Below are 19,074 nucleotides of genomic sequence, written 5' to 3'. Positions count from 1 at the left end.
CTTGATCATCTTCACGACTTGCAGCTTGAAGCTGTCGTCGAATGTTCTGCGTTTGTCGGTCATGAAAAACTCCTCGATAGATGCATTTTCCACCTATCGGGGTGTCCGGGGAAATTAGACCACTACACTTTGATTCCAGAGATTCGTAGGGCGAAACATCTGGGTTTTCTGGGGGATTGGGTGTTGGCTTGAACATAGGAATTTCACCGAGTTATGGAGCCAGCACTACTTCGCTTGCTTCGAAGAGGTGGCAGCTGTGTATAGGTGTGCAAGACCGGACTCGGTTACCGGCAGACCCGAAGGCCTCCCACACACAGCCGCCATAACGATTCGCGAGCATAAGAAAACGCTCGGTGAATAGCTATAACCGAATGCATGACGAGTTCGAACTTGCACGTCCGAGTCACCGATTTTGCGGCGACACACAGAGCCTATCGTTAGCAACCCAACTCGCCTAGTTCATGAACAGCCCGGCGTTTTGCAGGAAATTTCCCATAGGTTTGCAGGGTGGAAGATCAGAAGATCGCAGCCTTCGGCAGCTCCTACAGAAATGTGTGTAGGCGTATGTAGGAGGTGTGTGACTTGGTAGTCATCGTGCGAGAAAACTACAGCATCCTCTTCCAACATTACCGAACAGTGGTGTTATCGTCCGAATCCCTTACACTGCCCCGGCCGTTCATTTTCCTTTTGAGGCTGTGCGCATGAAATTTCGTTTTCTTCTGTGGATGCTGGGTCTGTTGATGGGTAAGGCCAGTCGGACAAATCCTGCGTTCCAGCAGCAGTTGGGTGACAAGGAATTGGTGTTTCAGCTACAGACCCTGGACGGGAAAGTGGCGCGGCATTTCGTGGTGAAGGATCAGCGGATCACCAGCAAGTCTGGCGTGGTGGCGGAGCCGGCGTTTGCGATTGCATTTAAAGATGCCGGTTATGGCTTTGCGACGATGCAGGCAAAGAACAAGCAGTTGGCCTTTATGCAGGGCATTCAGGACAAGTCGATCCAGCTCAAAGGTAACCCGGCACTGGTGATGTGGTTCCAAGGGTTGATGAAGTATTTGAAACCAAGAAAGGCGAAGGCTAAAGCTTAGGAAGTCGCTGGCTAGAACACACCCATGCAAGCGCACTGAATAACGGTGCGCTTGTCTTGTAAGGCCATCATTGTGGCTCGCAAAGACGGCCGGACTGTCATTTCTATCAGGTGTTTCGTGCACAGTCGCGATGTTCTACTCAAGTTCCAGTTCCGGCATTAAGGGACTTAACTGACTTGATGGAGCAAGCTCATGACGCAGACACACAGTATTTCGATCCCTAGGTCTCTCGATCCGACGTTTGCTCAGGATGGTGTGTTGACCTTACCGATACCTGGTATCGTGGGCGACGAAGCGGCGGCGGTCCTGGCGCTCCCCGATGCAAAATTACTCGTTGCGATACCTTTAACGGGAGCGAATGCCCCGGTTGCCATTGCGATGCTGAATGACGACGGTTCGCTGGACGAAACCTTTGGTCCCGCGCGCAGAGGTTTTGTTGAAATAGCGTTGGAAGGTGCTCGGATCAGCTATGTATCCTGTCTCGATGCGCTTGAGGATGATGGTTGGCTGATACACCTTCAATATTCCTCGACTACCTCCAATGACATTGGCCTTGCACTGGTCCGCCTGAAAAATACCGGTGAACTGAACGAAGCGTTCGGTACCAACGGCATGCGGTTTATCTCCCATTACGGCAACCCTCATCCCGCTAGAGTGCCGCGTGAGGCAAGTCACCCGAACACCGGATCCTTACAGACTGCCCGCGTCCCATCACGATCAACGGCCCGCCAGGTGGATGGCAAAATCGTCCTGCTCCATTTAGTGTTTTTTGATGATGCACCACTGCCAGCGGGTGTTGTGATTCGTCTGCTAGCGGATGGCTCACTCGATCAATCATTCAACGGTTCGGGCTATGTGGTTGTGGATGTCGCCACATCGAATAACGTCTACGGCATCGCCATTCAAGCCGATGGCAAGGTGCTGGTCTGCGGTTCATACCAGGACGGATCGGGAGGTCGTGGAGTTTTTCTGGCGCGTCTGGACGCCAGTGGCGCGCCGGACAGTCAATTCAACAACGGTGTGGCCGTGTTGATGCCCGATGATGAAGGCGAGAGTTTTCTGCAATCGATTTCGGTACGTGAAGGCGATGGCAGGATTATCGTCGCGGGCCAAGCCCAGCGTGGTGGTCTCGACGGTGGGTTGATCGCTGCATTCACGACCAGCGGCGCGGCCAACCTTGTGTTCAATGGTGGCAAGCCGCTGTTTTCGCCGTTACTAAAAGGGTTGGCGTGGACGCATACCTCGCAGGTGGGTGGTTCGATCGCTGTTGTCGGTCAGGGTGAATCAGCCATGGTGACGGCGCGTTTCCTTGCTGATGGAAAACCGGATACGGCTTTCAACGGTACGGGTCATGCGTTGTTTGAAGACAGCGCAGGGGCTGCCTTTGCGCGAGGTGTCACCGTTATGACGGAAGGCCGGATCGTGGTGTGTATCGAGCTCTCCGTCCATTCTGATCTTCCCAACGTCCCTGGGCGTTTCGTGCGCTATGTGGCGGGCACGCCATCCTTGAATAACGATCCGACCTTCGGCGACGGTGGCATCCTCAGATTTCCATTCCCCGGATTCTCGGGATATGACGTCAGGGCGCTGCTGGCGCTGCCGCAAAACAAATTGCTGGTTGCCGTTCGCCTTTCAACGCCCGGTGCACCTACGCGGATCGTTCGTCTGCTTGAAGACGGTGCTCTCGACTCAGCTTTCGGTGGAGACGGCTCCGGCTACGTCGAGATCAGGCTGAAAGAAAATTTTTACATGAGACGGATTCTCGGGTTTACACCGCTGAGCGATGGCGGCTGGCTGGTTCGTGCTCAGTACACGGAAGAGGGCGCGAATAACTCGACGGGCCTGGTGCTGGTCAGACAGCGCGAGGACGGGCAACTGCAGACGTCTTTCGGGGAACAAGGTGTGCTCTATCTTCCCTACGCGAAGATGGGCGGCGGCGGATATACCGGGGTGGTGCAAGCGTCTGCCAGCGGTGCCCCAGGGGCTGGCGCAGCAGGGATGGTCGCTCAACAACAACTGGACGAAAAAATCGTCGTGGTCAGTAACGTTGAGGATGCTTCCGGCCGGACAAAAGGTATCGTTCTGAGGTTCGAGCCGAATGGCTCACCCGATACGACCTTCAACGGCACGGGCTTTGCGTTCGTAGAGCTTGCAGATATTTCGTCTTTGGACATCGTTGCGCAAGCGGCGGCAACCCAGGCTGACGGCGCCGTGGTGATCTGCGGCAATTATTTTGCGGTGAGTGCGCATGGCGCCTTCGTTACTCGTTTCGACGCTACGGGTAAGGTTGACACAGGTTTTGGAATCAAAGGCGCGGTGGACGTGCCCCACGATCAATGGATAAGCTTGGACGTTGCGGCAATCGTCGACGACAAGATTGTTGTGGCCGGCGGTGCGGCGGTGGAGGGCGTCTCTCAGGGCTTGATTGCGGTGCTCAATCTCAGCGGCTCCTACAATCGGGTGTTCAATGATGGTCAACCACTGATTTCGTCACCTGTGTCCCAAGGCGTCAGATGGTTGCATTGCGTGCCGCGTACGGACGGTTCAGTCATCGTTTGCGGTAACAGTGGCACTGGCGCGCTTGATGAGAATCTCAGCGCGGTCACCGCACGCTTTCTGGCGGATGGTTCTCCAGACTCCTCTTTCTTTGGTACAGGATTTACCGTTTTCAATGAAAGCGCGGGTTTCGAATACCCTCACGGCATGGCGGTAATGGACGATGGGCGCATCGTGGTGGGCGGAGTGTATTTCACCGACTCTGGGTACGATAAAGGCTGGGTGATCCGTTACCTGGACAAGTCGGCTTAAGCCGCAGGTTGGCCCATCGCGGGCAAGCGTCGCTCCAACTGGAGGTCGCTTGCCCGCTTTGCATTCAGGCTTGGCTGAACTGCGAGGCCAGTTCGCGCAGCAGCACTTCGGCTTCGAGGACTTTGCTGACGACGTCGTTGGCTTTGTCGCGAGTCAGGCCCACACGTTCAAGCAACGCATCCGGAATATCTTCATCCGGGCCGGACCCAATACCACGGCTGCGCAGCAGGCGCACAGCCAGGCAAACGAGGTTCGGGTATTCAGCATAAGCGCCGTCGTAGCTTGGGTCGTGCTGGAAGCGCAGGGCAGTGGCCAACTCATCGGGCATGTCCCAGTAGCGCATCAGCCACGAGCCGATCTGTTCGCGGCTGATACCCAGCAGGTGTTGCTCGATGTAGCTGTGGCACAGGTGCGGGTTGACCTCCAGGTGGCGGCAGATCAGTGAGAAGTGCGGCGGAAACACGTGGGCCAGCAACAGGTAGCCGAAGTTGTGCAGCAGGCCGGCCAGGTAGGTCAGGCCGGCTTCCGGGCGCTGGGCGCGCGGCATGGCGCGGGTCAGGCCTTCGATGACGGCGGCGGTGTAGATCGATTGCTGCCAGTACGGCGTGGTGTGTTGCGGGTGGTCTTTGGGCAGGCTCAGGGTCTTGCCGAGGGCCAGGCCCAGCGCCAGGTTGATCACCAGATCGAACCCGAGCACGCGAACGATCGCGTCTTCCACCGAGCGAATCTTGCCCGGCGAGGCGTAGTACGGCGACGCCGCCCAGCTCACCACTTGCGCGGCCAGCGCCGGGTCGGTTTCAACCACGCCGGTGATGTCGTCGATGGTGGCGTTGGGGTCGACGCGCAGTTTGATGATTTTTTGTGCGGTTTCGGCCAGCGGTGGAATCTCGATGGTCGCTTCCAGACGCTGCTGAATGCGCCGCGCGGTGAACGCTTGCACGGCCTGGGTGATTTCCTCGCGGTCATCGTCCGGGCGGTCGAGGTTGGGGCGGATGCTGCTCAGGGCTTCGCCGAAATTGGCGGCGCTGGCCTTGGTCAGCATGGTCTTGAAGGCTTCGCTGGTTATTTCCAGCAGCAGGCCCGGCTCGCCGGAGTTGATCAGCAGCTTCGGCTCACGCAGCAGGCTTTCTTCGTAGAGGCACGGCGAACTGGTCAGCGCCGGCAGGCCTGGCAGCAGGCTCAGACTGTGTTTGCCGAGCATCTTTTCCAGGCGCTCGGTGGACACGGCAGTCAGGCGCCGGCCAGTCAGTTCGGCGAGGCGATTGAGATCCAGCAACTGGCTCTGTGGAAACAGCACCATCAGCGCGCCGACGGTGTCGTCCAGCAACACGGCTTGTACCTTGCGCGATGCATTGAGGCCGTGGTGGTCGAGCACTTCTTCGTAGGCGATGCCCAGCTTGCCTAGCAGCAGCCGAATGACAGACGGCGCGTGCGGGGGTTCGGGGGCGAGAGCGGCTTCGGTCATGGTCTGTATCCGTTTTTGAAACAATGGCAGGAGTATAACCAGCTTGATCAGAACGATCTGTCAGAAACTGCGACGGTGCTCACACTTGGCCGTATTGCTGCCCGTGGCGCAGCCAGCGGTCGAGCAATGGGCTGACGTGAGTCGGCCAGCGTTCCAGCAAGGCTTGTGCGGCGTCGCGCACGGCAGGCAGCAGGTCGGCGTCGCGCATCAGGTCGGCGACCTTGAATTGCAGCAGGCCGGTTTGGCGGGTGCCGAGCATTTCGCCGGGGCCGCGCAGTTCGAGGTCTTTTTCGGCGATGACGAAACCGTCGTTGGTCTCGCGCATGATGCCCAGGCGCTGGCGACCGATCTGTGACAGCGGCGGATGATAGAGCAGCACGCAATGGCTGACGGCGCTGCCTCGGCCAACGCGGCCGCGCAACTGGTGGAGCTGCGCAAGGCCCAGGCGCTCGGGGTTTTCGATGATCATCAGGCTGGCGTTGGGCACGTCGACGCCGACTTCGATCACCGTGGTGGCGACCAGCAGTTGCAGGTTGCCGGCCTTGAATTCAGCCATGACGGCGGCTTTCTCGGCGGGTTTCATGCGCCCGTGAATCAGCCCGACTTTCAGTTCGCCGAGGGCAAGAGTGAGGTCTTCAAACGTGGTCTCGGCGGCCTGACAGGTCAGTTCTTCCGACTCTTCAATCAGCGTGCACACCCAGTAGGCCTGACGCCCTTCGGCGCAAGCGCCGCGAACCCGTTCGATGACTTCGACGCGGCGGGTGTCGGTGACCAGCACGGTGTTGACCGGGGTGCGCCCCGGCGGCAGTTCATCGAGGATCGAAGTGTCGAGGTCGGCGTAGGCGCTCATTGCCAGCGTCCGGGGAATCGGTGTGGCGGTCATGATCAGTTGGTGCGGGCACATGCGCCCGCCGACGCCTTTTTGCCGCAGCGCCAGCCGTTGCTGCACGCCGAATCGGTGCTGTTCGTCGATGATCACCAGCGCGAGGTTCTTGAACTGCACTTCGTCCTGGAACAACGCGTGGGTGCCGACCACCATTGGCGTGCCGCTGGCGATCTGCTCCAGCGCGGCGACGCGGTTCTTGCCTTTGAGCTTGCCGGCCAGCCATGCGACGTCGATGCCCAACGGTTCGAGCCAGCGCTTGAAGGTGATGAAGTGTTGCTCGGCGAGGATCTCGGTCGGCGCCATCAGTGCGACTTGATAACCGGCCTCCAGCGCTTGCAACGCGGCGAGGGCAGCGACCACGGTTTTGCCCGCGCCCACGTCGCCCTGAATCAGCCGCAGCATCGGTTCGTGCTGACTGAGGTCGTAGGCGATTTCGTTGCCGACGCGCTGTTGGGCACCGGTCGGGTTGAAGCCGAGGTTGGCCAGGTATTTCGGCGGCAGCTTGGTCGCTTTCGGCATGGCCGGCGCGCGCAACGAACGCATGCTTTCGCGCAGACGTTGCTGCGACAGTTGATGGGTCAGCAGTTCTTCGAAGGCGAGGCGATGCTGGGCCCAGTGATGACCGAGGGCGAGTTCGTCGACGTCGGCATCGGCCGGTGGGTTGTGCAGGTAGCGGATCGCATCGGCCAACGGTGCCAGTTGATAGTCGCGAGCGAGTTCGGTCGGCAGCCAGTCGGGCAGGGTGCTGGGCTTGAGCAGGGTCAGGGTCTGCATGCACAACTGGCGCAGACGTGCCTGGGTCAGGCCTTCGGTGAGCGGGTAGACCGGGGTCAGGGTTTCATCCACGGGCGGCGGTTCGTCGCCGGTGATGGCGCGGTATTCCGGGTGGTAGATTTCCAGCCCCGACGCACCGGGCCGGGCTTCGCCGTAGCAGCGAACCCGCGTGCCGCGCTTGAGGCCTTCTTTCTGTGCGTTGCTGAAATGGTAGAAGCGCAGGCTGAGACCGCCGGTGCCGTCCTGCAGACGCACGACAAGGCTGCGCCGGCGACCCATGACCACATCGGCGCCGCTGACGGTGCCTTCGACCACGGCGTCCTGTCCCGGCCGCAACGCGCCGATCGGCACCACACGGGTGCGATCCTGATAGCGCAGCGGCAGGTGAAACAGCACGTCCTGAAGATTCTCCAGGCCGACCTTGGCCAGTTTCTCGGCCATGGCTTCGCCGACACCCTTGAGTGCCGTCACCGACACTTGCGACAGCTCCGTCATGACGCTCGCTTAACCGGCGGTGACCGGTGCCGCTGGCTTGGCCACCGAGCACAGGCGAATGGAGTCGGCGAGGATCTCGATGGCTTTGGGCCGCGGGAAGCTCGCGCGCCACGCAATCGCCACGGTGCGGAACGGGACCGGCGCCGACAGCGGCCGCACTTCGATCACGCCCGGGGCGTAGTGGTGGCTGTCGACTGCCGACAGCGGCAGGATCGAGATGCCCAGGCCGGACGCGACCATGTGCCGAATGGTTTCCAGCGAGCTGGATTCGACCGTGGTGTGCTTGGCGCCGTCGTTGCCCTTGGTCAGGGTCGGGCAGGCTTCCAGCACTTGATCGCGGAAGCAGTGGCCTTCGCCGAGCAGCAGCAGGCTCTTGTCGTTGAGCAGGCCGGCGTCGATGGTTTCTTTTTGCGTCCACGGGTGCTGGGCTGGCATCAAGACGTAGAACGGCTCGTCGTAGAGTTGCAGGGTCAGCACGTCGGCTTCGTTGAACGGCAGGGCGATGATGATCGCGTCGAGCTCGCCGTTGCGCAGTTTGTCGCGCAGCACGTGGGTGAAGTTTTCTTCGATGTACAACGGCATCTGCGGGGCGACCCGGTGCAGTTGTGGAATCAGGTGCGGGAACAGGTACGGCCCGACGGTATAGATCGCGCCGACTTTCAGCGGCGCGGTCAGCTGGTTCTTGCCGGCCTGGGCCAGTTCGCGAATGCCTTGGGCCTGCTCAAGGACTTTCTGCGCCTGGGCGACGATGCCTTCGCCGACCGGGGTCAGGCGCACGGCGCTTTTGCTGCGCTCGAAAATCAGCACACCGAGTTCGTCTTCAAGCTTTTTCACGCCCACCGAAAGGGTCGGCTGGCTGACGTGGCAACGCTCGGCCGCGTGGCCGAAGTGCTGCTCTTGGGCGAGGGTAACGATGTAGCGTAATTCTGTGAGGGTCATAGCAAGCGTCCATGAAGATGCGGGCCAAGCATACCGGCTGCGATCGATAGACGCACGTTATCAGACTGAGGGCGGCGCGCGACACCGGGCAATGTGGGGTTTGCCGCGGGCAGATAGGCAAAAGGCACCTTTGGGTGCCTTTGTTTCGGATCCAGGGGGCGACGCATAACCCTTGTGGGAGCGGGCTTGCTCGCGAATACGGTGTGTCAGATAGGTTTATATCGACTGACACGACGCCTTCGCGAGCAAGCTTGCTCGCGCACTGGATCAGCGACGTTTCTCAAGCGAGTACACAAACGGCGCGACAATTTCGATCGAGCCATTGGTCAACATGTCGGCCGGTGGCTTGGGCAACGGTTGGGCGCGGCGGATCATTTCCAGGGTGGCCCGGTCCAGATCGGCGTTGCCGGAACGGCCCACCAGTTCGAACGACAGCACGTTGCCTTCGCCATCGACCACAAAACGCAGACGGTTGGTCCCGGTCTTGTTTCGTGCCCGGGCGCTGTCCGGGTACTTTTTGTACTTGGCCAAATGCGCGAGCAGAGAGCTTTGCCAACTGGCCTTGGCGGCCATTTGCGCGGGCGACGGGCCCGGAGCCGGCTGGGCGGATTTCTCCGTCGGTGCGGGGGGCGGTGGCGTGTCGGCCGGTTTTTCCTCGGAAGGCTTTTCCTTGGGTGGATCGGGCAGCTTCTTCTCGACCGGCTTCGGCGGTTTAGGCTTTGGCTTCGGTTTGGGCTTTTGCACCGCAATTTCGGCTTTTGGCGCTTCAGCCAGTTTCGGAATCGGCAACTCTTCAACCGGAGCCGGTGGCGGCGGCGGTGTGACGACTTTCGGCGGAGCCGGCGGTGGCGGGGCCGGGAGCGGTGCCAGCTCGACCATCATTGCCTGCGGTGGCAATTCGATGGGCGGGCGGGCCGTCCAGTTCAGTGCCAGCGCGATGGCCAGCGCATGAACGCCCAGCACCACGGCGAGGCTGGCGCCGTAACGCGTCAGCTTATGGCGCGTCGTGATCATTTCTTGACTGCACTCTCGAGGCCGACCAGACCCACCTTCAGGTAGCCGGCGGCGCGCAGGTTATCCATCACGCTCATCAGGTCACCGTAATCCACGCCTTTGTCAGCCTGGAAGAAGATGGTGGTGTCTTTTTTGCCTTTGGTCCGGGCGTCGAGAGTGGCGCCGAGGGATTCGGGCGTCACTTCGTCTTCGCCGAGGAACAGGCGCTGGTCAGCTTTTACGCTGAGGAACACCGGTTTCTCGGGCCGCGGCGCCGGTTTGGCAGTCGAGACAGGCAGGTCGACTTTGATGTCCACGGTGGCCAGCGGGGCAGCCACCATGAAGATGATCAACAGCACCAGCATCACGTCGATGAACGGCGTGACGTTGATTTCGTGGTTCTCGGCCAGATCGTCGTCTGCGCCTTCTTTCAAATGCAGGCCCATGGCCGATTACCCCACTTTCACCATGTGCGGTTGCGAGCTGCGCTCAGGCTGGTGATCGAGGTCACGGCTGACCAGCAGCAGCACCTGAGCCGACGCATCGGACACCTGCGCCTTGTAACCGGCGATGGAGCGGGCGAACACGTTATAGATGACGACCGCTGGAATCGCGGCAACCAGACCCAATGCGGTGGCCAGCAGTGCTTCAGCGATACCGGGTGCCACGACGGCGAGGTTGGTGGTCTGGGTTTTGGCGATGCCAATGAAGGAGTTCATGATGCCCCACACGGTACCGAACAGGCCGACGAACGGCGCGGTGGAACCGATCGTTGCGAGGACGCCGGTGCCGCTGCTCATGTTGCGACCACAGGCTGCAACCAGACGTTCGAGACGGAAGCTGACGCGTTCCTTGATGCCTTCTTTCTCGCGGCTGTTGACCGACAGGCGCATCTCTTCGAGTGCGTCGTGAACCAGCAGATTGGCGAGGGTGCCTTCCTTCGCCGCAGTGGCGCTGGCTTCTTTAAGGGTGGCGGATTTTTTCAGTTGAGCGATTTCACCACGCAGACGACGCTTGGCGCCCATCAGCTCAAAGCCTTTGGCGATCCAGATGGTCCAGGTGATGATCGAGGCGATGGCCAGACCGATCATCACGATTTTCACGATAATGTCGGCGTTCTGGTACATGCCCCATGGCGACAGGTCGTGGGCCATGCCCAGGGAGTTGTCGGCTTCGAGGACTTCAGGCGCTTCGGCCGGTGTGGCGTCGAGGGCTTGAGCAGGAGCAGTCGCGTCAGGTGCGGCAGCCGCGGGCGCAGTCTGCTCGGTGGCGGCTGGGGTCGCTGGCGCTTGTGTGTCGGCGAAAGCGGCAGTCGGTGCCAGCATCAGGCTGAGCAGCAGAGCTGCAACCGCCCTCCAGGCGCGAGGTCGGATGGTTGGCGAAGCGGGGATTTGATTACGTGTCATGCTGGCCGGACCTGAGATAGAAAAACGTTGTTGCTCTTCCAGGCCTCGTGAGGCCGAGAACAAAAGTGGCGTGCATTATTGCAATTAATTCTTGTTAACAAAAGTAATAGAGTAACTTTTTTTCCTTGATGGCTAGCCGCTTGTCCCGTGCCACGGCTAGTCTGTCCCTTTCCGATGGGAGTTTTTTGATGTCCGCGCCTTCTGTTTTGATTGCCGGTTGTGGTGATGTCGGCAGTCGTCTTGCCTCGCAACTGTTGACCGCAGGGTGGGAGGTTCATGGTCTGCGCCGTGATGTCTCGCGTTTGCCGGACGGTGTGATCGGTGTTGCCGGCGACTTGTTCAATGAAGACTGCCCGGCGACCTGGCCAGTGGGCGCTGTGGATTACCTGGTGTATTGCGCGGCAGCCACTGCTCACGACGAGGCCGGTTATCGCGCGGCGTACGTGCAGGGCTTGCAGAACGTGCTGAGCTGGCTGGACGACTACGGGCAGGTGCCCGAGCGGCTGATATTCGTATCCAGCAGCAGTGTTTATGGGCAGCAAGGTGGCGAATGGGTCGACGAAAACTGCGAGACAATCGCTGCGGGTTATTCAGGTCGGTTGATGCTGGAGGCCGAACAGGTGGCACTCAACAGTGGCATCCCGGCGAGCGTCTTGCGCTTGACCGGCATCTATGGACCGGGCCGTGAATGGCTGCTGACCCAAGTGCGGCGCGGTTATCGTGTGGCCGTCGAGCCGCCGCTGTATGGCAATCGCATTCATGCCGATGATGCGGCGGGGTTGCTGGCGTTTTTGCTGGAGGCGGATCGCCGTGGTGTGGCGCTGGATCCTGTCTACATCGGTGTCGATGATGCGCCGGCGCCGCTGGCCGAAGTGGTGGGCTGGTTGCGCGAGTATCTGGGGGTTACCGAATGGGCGGAGGATGCCAGCGTGCGGCGCACGGGCAGCAAGCGTTGCAGCAATGCCCGGGCGAAAGCGTTGGGCTGGACGCCAAAGTATTCAACTTATCGCGAAGGCTACGCAGCGATCCTTGAAGGTAAATGCTGACCCCCAGACACCCCTGAAAACAACTGTGGGAGCGGGCTTGCTCGCGAAGAGGGAGTGTCAGGCAACTTTAATGTCGACTGATCCACCGCTTTGGCGAGCAAGCCCGCTCCCACAGGTTTATGTGCTGTTCTCAGCGCGTGCTTACTGCTTCTCGAGCAACCACTTGCGCTCACCCGGGGTGAACTGCGGTTGTTCGTCCGCCAGGGCGGTATTCACCGCTTGGAGGATCTCCAGCTCATTACCCTTGCGCACGAATAGCCAGTTGTTGCCTTGGCCATTGTGTTGCAGCCACATGCTGTCGTTGCCATTGCTCATCGACGCGCAGTCACCTGCCAGGCACAAGGCGTAGCGGTCGGCGCCAGGCAGGCCCGAGACCTGGCCGTCAGCCTGGAACTGCACCGTGCTGCCTTCGCCCTGGCCACTGACGATTTTCCAGCTGCCGCCCATGTAGGCTGAGTACAGCGCACGTTCGAAGCTGGCACCGATCGGCGCGCCTTCCGGCACGGGAATCTGTGCGCGGTCGAAAACCTGTTCCGGTTCGTTTTCGCTCGCGGCCTGCTCCAGTTGGCTGCCGTCGCGTTTCAGCTCACTGGCGGAGCTGCCATAGAAGTCGACTTTCCAGGCGCCGGACTGTTCGCCCAGCAGCCGTCCTTCGACATTCTCAAAACCGTTGGTGTAGCGGGCCTGACTGGCCTTGGTGTTGACGTCCCATTCCAGGTTCGGGCCGTAAGCCTGAAGCGCTTCGCGCAGGGGGCCGCCCTTGGCTGCGGCATCGATCGCCACCTGATTGATCCAGGTACCGCTGATGTCACGGTCGGCAGGGTTGCTGGCGCAGCCGCCGAGGAGGATGGCGAGCAGCGAGAGAGCTAGCGCTTTGCGCATGGTGGAATCCTTTCAAAACCTTTTCTTGCTGAGCAGTCGGCGCGGCGTTTGAAGGTCGCGCCGTGCGCATCACTCGATGACCAGAATGGCATCCATTTCAACCTGCGAGCCTTTCGGCAGGGCAGCAACGCCGATGGCGGCGCGGGCTGGGTATGGCTGGTCGAAGTACTTGCCCATGATCTCGTTGACCTTGGCGAAGTGGCTCAGGTCGGTGAGGAAGATGTTCAGCTTGACGATGTCCTTGAACGAACCGCCGGCGGCTTCGGCAACGGCTTTGAGGTTCTCGAACACCTGAACGGTCTGGGCTTCGAAGCCTTCAACCAGTTCCATGGTTTTTGGGTCCAGAGGAATCTGGCCCGACATGTAGACCGTGTTGCCAGCCTTGATCGCCTGGGAGTAAGTGCCGATGGCGGCCGGGGCCTTGTCGCTGGTGATAACAGTCTTGGTCATGTATGACTCCTTGTAATGGTTGAGTTATGCACGCATGCGGGTGATGCGGATCACCCCGGTCAAGGCGCGCAGTTTCTTGATCACGCGGGCCAGGTGCACACGGTCGTGGACGCTGACCACCAACTGGACGACGCTGATGCGACCATCGCGTTCGTCCATGCTGATTTTCTCGATATTGCCGTCGGCCGCGTTGACGCTGCTGGCGAGCAGGGCGATCAGGCCGCGCTGGTGTTCCAGTTCGACGCGCAGTTCGACGTTGAATTCGCCGGTGACATCCTTGGCCCACGAGAGCTGGATGCATTTTTCCGGGTTGTGCCTGATTTCGCTGATGTTGCGGCAGTTGTCCAGGTGCACGACCATGCCTTTGCCCGCCGACAGGTGCCCGACAATCGGGTCGCCCGGGATCGGCGTGCAGCATTTGGCGTAGCTGAGCACCAGGCCTTCGGTGCCGCGAATCGCCAGCGGGCCTTCCGGACTAGGCAGTTGTTCGCCTTCGCCGAGCAGGCGGCGGGCGACCACATAGGCCATGCGGTTGCCCAGGCCAATGTCTTCAAGCAGGTCTTCGATCAGTTCGAGGCGGTACTCGGTGAGCATCGCCTTGACGCGTTCGGCCGGGATCTTCTCCAGCGAACTGTCGAAACCGTTGAGGACTTTGTTCAGCAGGCGTTCGCCGAGGCTGATGGATTCGGAGCGGCGTTGCAGTTTCAACGCGTGACGAATGTGCGTGCGCGCCTTGCCGGTGACCACGAAGTTGAGCCACGCCGGGTTCGGACGCGCGCCGGGAGCGCTGACGATCTCGACCGTGGAGCCGCTTTGCAGCGGTTCGGACAGCGGTGCGAGACGGCGGTTGATCCGGCAAGCGATGCAGCTGTTGCCGACGTCGGTGTGCACTGCGTAAGCGAAGTCGACCGCCGTGGAGCCTTTGGGCAGCTCCATGATTCGGCCTTTTGGCGTGAACACGTAGACCTCGTCCGGGAACAGGTCGATCTTCACGCTCTCGATGAATTCCAGCGAGTTGCCGGCACGTTGCTGCATTTCCAGCACGCCTTTGACCCACTGACGGGCGCGGGCGTGAGTGCCTTTCGGTTGTTCGTCACCGCTGGATTTGTACAGCCAATGGGCGGCGATGCCGTTGTTGGCCATCTCTTCCATTTCGCGGGTACGGATCTGAATCTCGATCGGTACGCCGTGCATGCCGAACAGCGTGGTGTGCAGCGACTGGTAGCCATTGGCCTTGGGGATCGCGATGTAATCCTTGAAACGACCCGGCAACGGTTTGTACAAATTATGTACAGCGCCTAGCACGCGGTAGCAGGTATCGACCTTGTCGACGATGATCCGGAACGCATAGACGTCCATGATTTCGTTGAAGGCCCGACGCTTGCCGCGCATTTTCTTGTAGATGCCGTAGAGGTGTTTCTGGCGACCGCTGACTTCGCCCTGGATGCCATCGATAGCGAGGCAATGACCAAGGGACTCTTCGATCTTGTTGACGATTTCCTTGCGGTTGCCCCGGGCGCGTTTGACCGCCTGGTAGATCCGCGCGGAACGCATCGGGTGCATGGCTTTGAAACCAAGGTCTTCGAATTCGATGCGGATCGCATGCATGCCCAGCCGGTTGGCGATGGGCGCGTAGATTTCCAGGGTTTCCTTGGCGATGCGGCGGCGTTTTTCCCCGGACAGCACTTCCAGCGTGCGCATGTTGTGCAGGCGGTCGGCGAGTTTGACCAGGATCACGCGAATGTCGCGCGCCATGGCCATGGCCATTTTCTGGAAGTTTTCCGCTTGGGCTTCGGCCTTGGTCTCGAAATTCATCTGGGTCAGTTTGCTGACCCCGTCGACCAGTTCGGCCACGGTTTCACCGAACTGCGCTTGCAGCGCTTCTTTGGCGATACCGGTGTCTTCGATCACGTCATGCAGCATCGCGGCCATCAAACTCTGATGGTCCATGTGCATGTCGGCAAGAATGTTCGCCACCGCAAGAGGATGCGTGACGTACGCCTCGCCGCTACGACGGCGCTGGCCGTCATGGGCTTGTTCGGCGTAGAAATACGCTCGGCGGACCAGGTTGACCTGGTCATTGCCGAGGTAGGTCGATAAGCGATCGGCGAGGGCGTCTATGCTCGGCATGATGACTCCTGCCGTAAGCTGTGACCCCGCGCCGTGCTACGTCGACCAGGCATAGGCTTAGACGGCCTCGTTGGACTCGTCCTCGAACGCTGCGAACAGCGGTTCGTCTTCAACGATTTCAGCGTTGGCGATGAACTCGTAGCTCATCAGGCCTTCAGCGATTTCACGCAGGGCTACAACGGTAGGCTTGTCGTTTTCCCACTGGACCAGAGGCTCTTTGCCGCCGGTGGCCAGTTGACGGGCACGCTTGGTAGAGAGCATGACCAGCTCAAAGCGGTTTTCCACGTGTTCTAGGCAGTCTTCAACGGTTACGCGGGCCATGGTATTCCTCGGAGCGAATGCAATATGCGCGCTGCCCGGTTGGGCGAGCGGACTGAACAGTTTAAAAAATCACCAGCGATTAGGGAAGCGCTGATTTTTTGACCAAGCCCTTCAACGCGCTGCAAGTGCCAATGTAAAGCCCTTGCAGCGGTTTTGGGAAGTGCTGTTTAGCCGAGCAATTCGGCCAGCAATTTACCGTTACGCTGCTGCTGACGCTTCTGGATCAACTGATTGGCACGGAAAATCGCCTTCAGATCGTCCAGAGCATGGGCAAAATCGTCGTTGATGATCAGGTAGTCGTAGTCGACGTAGTGGCTCATCTCGCTAACGGCTTCGCGCATGCGGCCGTCAATGATTTCGTCGCTGTCCTGACCACGATTGGTCAAGCGCTGGTGCAGGGCCTGCAGCGATGGCGGCAAAATGAAGATCGAACGTGCCTGCGGCATCAACTTGCGCACTTGCTCGGCGCCTTGCCAGTCGATTTCCAGAATCAGGTCGTGGCCTTCATCCAGTGTCTGTTGCAGGTGACTTTGCGAGGTGCCGTAGAGATTGCCGAAGACTTCGGCGCGCTCGAGAAAATCACCGTGCTCGATCATCTTCACGAACTCGTTGCGTTCGACGAAGTGGTAGTTCACGCCATTCACTTCACCCGGGCGCATGGCGCGAGTGGTGTGGGAGATTGATACGCGAATCTCCGGATTGGCATCGGTCAACGCCTTGACCAGGCTGCTCTTGCCCGCACCCGAGGGCGCGGAAATGATGTAAAGGGTGCCAGTGCTGTGGGTCATGTCGGGGTAGCCTTACTCAATATTCTGCACTTGTTCGCGCATCTGCTCGATCAACACCTTGAGGTTGACGGCGGCTTGGGTGCTGCGCGGGTCGAAGGCCTTGGAGCCCAGTGTGTTGGCTTCGCGGTTGAGTTCCTGCATCAGGAAGTCCAGGCGACGCCCGGCCGCCCCGCCGGACTTGAGGACCCGGCGAACTTCGATGATGTGAGTGCTCAGGCGATCCAGTTCTTCGGCCACGTCGCTTTTTTGCGCGAGCATGACCATTTCCTGTTCGAGGCGCTGCGGATCCATCTCGGCTTTCATGTCGGTGAAGCGATCGAGGACCTTCTGGCGCTGGGTGGCAAGCATCTGCGGCACGAGTTCACGCAGGGTCACGACGTCCTCTTCAATGGACGTCAGGCGCTCGTTGATCAGTCGCGCCAGTTCCGCGCCTTCACGCTCGCGGCCGGCCTTGAGCTCTTTCAAGCCTTGATTGAACAGCGCCAGCGCATCGGCGTTCAGGGCTTGCGGATCCGTCGCGTCAGCAACCAAAACGCCCGGCCAGGCCAGCACTTCCAGAGGATTGAGTGCGGCAGGGTTCTTGATCAGGCCCGCCACGGTTTCGGCGGCGGCGACCAGTTGCGCGGCGCGTTCGCGATCGACTTGCAGCGGTTTGCCGGTGCTTTCTTCGGTGAAGCGCAGGGTGCATTCCAGTTTGCCCCGCGACAGGCCTTGGCGCAGCGCCTCACGCACGGCGCCTTCGAGGTCGCGAAAGGACTCAGGCAAACGCAGGTGCGGTTCCAGATAGCGGCTGTTGACCGAGCGCAATTCCCAGCTCAGGGTCCCCTGGACGCCGGCTTTTTCGACGCGGGCGAAGGCGGTCATGCTGTGCACCATGGCGGTGACCTCGCAATGCAGATCGGCGCGGAACGTGAGCTCCGCAGGCGCGATATCAATGAATTTAAGCCGACTGGCAGCAAAGGCGCAGGATTGTAGCGCAGTGCGGCGAAGGCGCCCAAACACACGGTGTGACAAAGGGCTGCAGCCCGTCGGTAATGCGTGTTTCAGGGCCTTCGATCGTCGGCCCGATTTTTTAACCCGTGCCCAGTGGCGGTGCACCGCTCTATAATGCTCGGCAGTTTTCCGTCCCCAGTACAGGTATCTCCTATGAAACGTCCAAGTGGTCGCGCTGCCGATCAGCTCCGCTCGATCCGCATTACCCGCAACTACACCAAACACGCCGAGGGATCGGTACTGGTCGAATTCGGTGATACCAAAGTCATCTGTACCGTGAGTGTTGAAAACGGTGTGCCGCGTTTTCTCAAAGGTCAGGGCCAGGGTTGGTTGACCGCCGAATACGGCATGCTGCCGCGTGCCACTGGCGAGCGTAACCAGCGAGAAGCCAGCCGTGGCAAGCAGGGCGGCCGCACACTGGAAATCCAGCGCTTGATCGGCCGTTCCCTGCGCGCTGCGCTGGACATGTCCAAGCTGGGCGACGTGACGCTGTACGTCGACTGCGACGTGATCCAGGCTGACGGCGGCACCCGCACTGCTTCCATCACGGGCGCCATGGTTGCGCTGGTCGATGCACTGAAAGTGATCAAGAAGCGTGGCGGCCTGAAGGGCGGCGACCCGCTCAAGCAGATGATCGGCGCTGTGTCTGTGGGCATGTATCAGGGCGAGCCAGTGCTGGATCTTGACTATCTTGAAGATTCCGCGGCCGAGACGGACCTCAATGTAGTGATGACCAGCTCCGGTGGCTTCATCGAGGTGCAAGGTACTGCTGAAGGCGCGCCGTTCCAGCCTGAAGACCTGAACGCCATGCTGGAACTGGCCAAGAAAGGCATGAACGAAATCTTCGAACTGCAAAAGGCTGCACTGGCCGACTGAGCAGGTTCGAACCCGCAAGGAGAACGCGATGAGTGACGAGCAAGAGTTGCTGCCCAAACCGAGCCAGGAGGTTCGCCAATGGGCCATGTTTTGTCACTTGTCCGCCTTGCTGGGGTTCTGGATTCCGTTTGGGAGCCTGATTGGGCCGCTGATCTTGTGGCAGATGAAGCGCGAGACGGATCCGTTCATCGATGCCCAAGGCAAGGAAGCGCTTAATTTCCAGATTACCGTCGCGATTGCCTCGGCGATCTGCCTGTTGCTGATGTTGCTGGTGATCGGCTTCTTCCTGTTTGGTTTGTTGGCCATTGGTGCGCTGGTACTGACGATCATTGGGGGCGTGAAGGCCAATGAGGGCTTCCCGTACCGCTATCCGTTCACTTGGCGATTGATCAAATAACGATCAATGCGCACCCCTCGTGTGAGCGACGGATGACGTTCGCAATGCGTTAAAACAAATGCCCTGACTTGTCAGGGCATTTGTATTTTTGCAACTGAATTAACGTCTCTGGTGTGTAGGAAAAGTCTGTCTGCGATCAGCGGTAGTATGGATTTATATATAACTATCGTTTCTACACTTCTAGTCACAACTGCACTGGTTTAGTGTCGTTCATGTACTTGGCAATAAGACTGGCCGATTGTTAAAGTTGCCGCACGTCATACTTCGTCAGAAATATTTCGATATATTCAAGCCATCGAAGGTCCTTGAATCAAAAGCAATCAGTGTTGAGACAATCAGC

At 59.8% G+C, this 19,074-nt stretch carries 17 protein-coding genes; 5 read left to right on the top strand and 12 right to left on the bottom strand.

Features of this window, described 5'->3' with window-relative positions:
• Positions 1-701 precede the first annotated feature (701 nt).
• Entirely contained in the window at positions 702-1,085 is a 384-nt protein-coding gene (locus AACY02_RS22300) for a helicase (RefSeq protein WP_339433801.1), read from the top strand.
• Between the two features lie 192 nt (positions 1,086-1,277).
• Positions 1,278-3,893 (top strand): hypothetical protein, encoded by a 2,616-nt coding sequence (locus AACY02_RS22295; protein WP_339433800.1) that lies wholly within the window; start codon positions 1,278-1,280, stop codon positions 3,891-3,893.
• A 64-nt stretch (positions 3,894-3,957) separates the two neighbouring features.
• Here the strand turns inward: AACY02_RS22295 and AACY02_RS22290 are convergent, their stop codons facing one another.
• The 6 genes from AACY02_RS22290 to exbB form a co-directional block, all read right to left on the bottom strand.
• A complete protein-coding gene (locus tag AACY02_RS22290) occupies positions 3,958-5,358 on the bottom strand; it encodes an aminoacyl-tRNA deacylase and HDOD domain-containing protein (protein WP_339433799.1) in 1,401 nt (466 codons plus the stop codon).
• A gap of 79 nt (positions 5,359-5,437) precedes the next feature.
• On the bottom strand, positions 5,438-7,513 hold the full coding sequence (recG, locus tag AACY02_RS22285; protein ID WP_339433798.1) for an ATP-dependent DNA helicase RecG: 2,076 nt from the start codon (positions 7,511-7,513) through the stop codon (positions 5,438-5,440).
• A 9-nt stretch (positions 7,514-7,522) separates the two neighbouring features.
• Positions 7,523-8,452: a hydrogen peroxide-inducible genes activator gene (locus tag AACY02_RS22280; protein WP_339433797.1), complete on the bottom strand. Its 930-nt coding sequence runs from the start codon at positions 8,450-8,452 to the stop codon at positions 7,523-7,525.
• Positions 8,453-8,719: 267 nt separating this feature from the next.
• The gene (locus AACY02_RS22275; RefSeq protein WP_339433796.1) at positions 8,720-9,466 is read right to left on the bottom strand and encodes an energy transducer TonB family protein; all 747 of its coding nucleotides are present in this window, start codon (positions 9,464-9,466) and stop codon (positions 8,720-8,722) included.
• On the bottom strand, positions 9,463-9,891 hold the full coding sequence (gene exbD / locus AACY02_RS22270) for a TonB system transport protein ExbD (RefSeq protein WP_339433795.1): 429 nt from the start codon (positions 9,889-9,891) through the stop codon (positions 9,463-9,465). The genes AACY02_RS22275 and exbD overlap by 4 nt, the downstream gene beginning before the upstream one ends.
• A gap of 6 nt (positions 9,892-9,897) precedes the next feature.
• Complete coding sequence (gene exbB / locus AACY02_RS22265) at positions 9,898-10,851, bottom strand: tonB-system energizer ExbB (RefSeq protein ID WP_339433794.1); 954 nt, start codon at positions 10,849-10,851, stop codon at positions 9,898-9,900.
• Positions 10,852-11,039: 188 nt separating this feature from the next.
• On the opposite strand from exbB, the gene AACY02_RS22260 reads away from it, so the two are divergent.
• On the top strand, positions 11,040-11,897 hold the full coding sequence (locus tag AACY02_RS22260; protein WP_339433793.1) for an SDR family oxidoreductase: 858 nt from the start codon (positions 11,040-11,042) through the stop codon (positions 11,895-11,897).
• 141 nt (positions 11,898-12,038) lie between these two features.
• Here AACY02_RS22260 and AACY02_RS22255 read toward each other — a convergent pair whose 3' ends face one another.
• The 6 genes from AACY02_RS22255 to AACY02_RS22230 all read right to left on the bottom strand — a co-directional run bounded on the left by AACY02_RS22255 (position 12,039) and on the right by AACY02_RS22230 (position 17,344).
• Positions 12,039-12,779, bottom strand: a complete 741-nt coding sequence (locus tag AACY02_RS22255; RefSeq protein ID WP_339433792.1) for a hypothetical protein — start codon at positions 12,777-12,779, stop codon at positions 12,039-12,041.
• A gap of 69 nt (positions 12,780-12,848) precedes the next feature.
• The gene (locus tag AACY02_RS22250) at positions 12,849-13,229 is read right to left on the bottom strand and encodes a RidA family protein (protein ID WP_003229509.1); all 381 of its coding nucleotides are present in this window, start codon (positions 13,227-13,229) and stop codon (positions 12,849-12,851) included.
• A gap of 24 nt (positions 13,230-13,253) precedes the next feature.
• Complete coding sequence (gene spoT / locus AACY02_RS22245) at positions 13,254-15,359, bottom strand: bifunctional GTP diphosphokinase/guanosine-3',5'-bis pyrophosphate 3'-pyrophosphohydrolase (protein ID WP_007920338.1); 2,106 nt, start codon at positions 15,357-15,359, stop codon at positions 13,254-13,256.
• Positions 15,360-15,416: 57 nt separating this feature from the next.
• A complete protein-coding gene (gene rpoZ, locus AACY02_RS22240) occupies positions 15,417-15,680 on the bottom strand; it encodes a DNA-directed RNA polymerase subunit omega (protein WP_003177259.1) in 264 nt (87 codons plus the stop codon).
• 167 nt (positions 15,681-15,847) lie between these two features.
• Complete coding sequence (gmk, locus tag AACY02_RS22235) at positions 15,848-16,468, bottom strand: guanylate kinase (RefSeq protein WP_221730899.1); 621 nt, start codon at positions 16,466-16,468, stop codon at positions 15,848-15,850.
• A 12-nt stretch (positions 16,469-16,480) separates the two neighbouring features.
• Positions 16,481-17,344, bottom strand: a complete 864-nt coding sequence (locus tag AACY02_RS22230) for a YicC/YloC family endoribonuclease (protein ID WP_339433791.1) — start codon at positions 17,342-17,344, stop codon at positions 16,481-16,483.
• A gap of 270 nt (positions 17,345-17,614) precedes the next feature.
• Here AACY02_RS22230 and rph point away from each other — a divergent pair, with 270 nt between their 5' ends.
• Both rph and AACY02_RS22220 read left to right on the top strand, forming a co-directional pair.
• The gene (gene rph, locus AACY02_RS22225) at positions 17,615-18,337 is read left to right on the top strand and encodes a ribonuclease PH (protein ID WP_095187917.1); all 723 of its coding nucleotides are present in this window, start codon (positions 17,615-17,617) and stop codon (positions 18,335-18,337) included.
• 28 nt (positions 18,338-18,365) lie between these two features.
• Positions 18,366-18,734, top strand: a complete 369-nt coding sequence (locus AACY02_RS22220; protein WP_221730897.1) for a DUF4870 domain-containing protein — start codon at positions 18,366-18,368, stop codon at positions 18,732-18,734.
• Positions 18,735-19,074: the final 340 nt, after the last annotated feature.

Source organism: Pseudomonas sp. EA_65y_Pfl2_P78 (assembly GCF_963970495.1).
Taxonomy (GTDB): Bacteria; Pseudomonadota; Gammaproteobacteria; order Pseudomonadales; family Pseudomonadaceae; genus Aquipseudomonas; species Aquipseudomonas baetica_A.
Note: the sequence above shows the minus strand (reverse complement) of the source record. Positions and strands in the feature narration are given on the sequence as shown.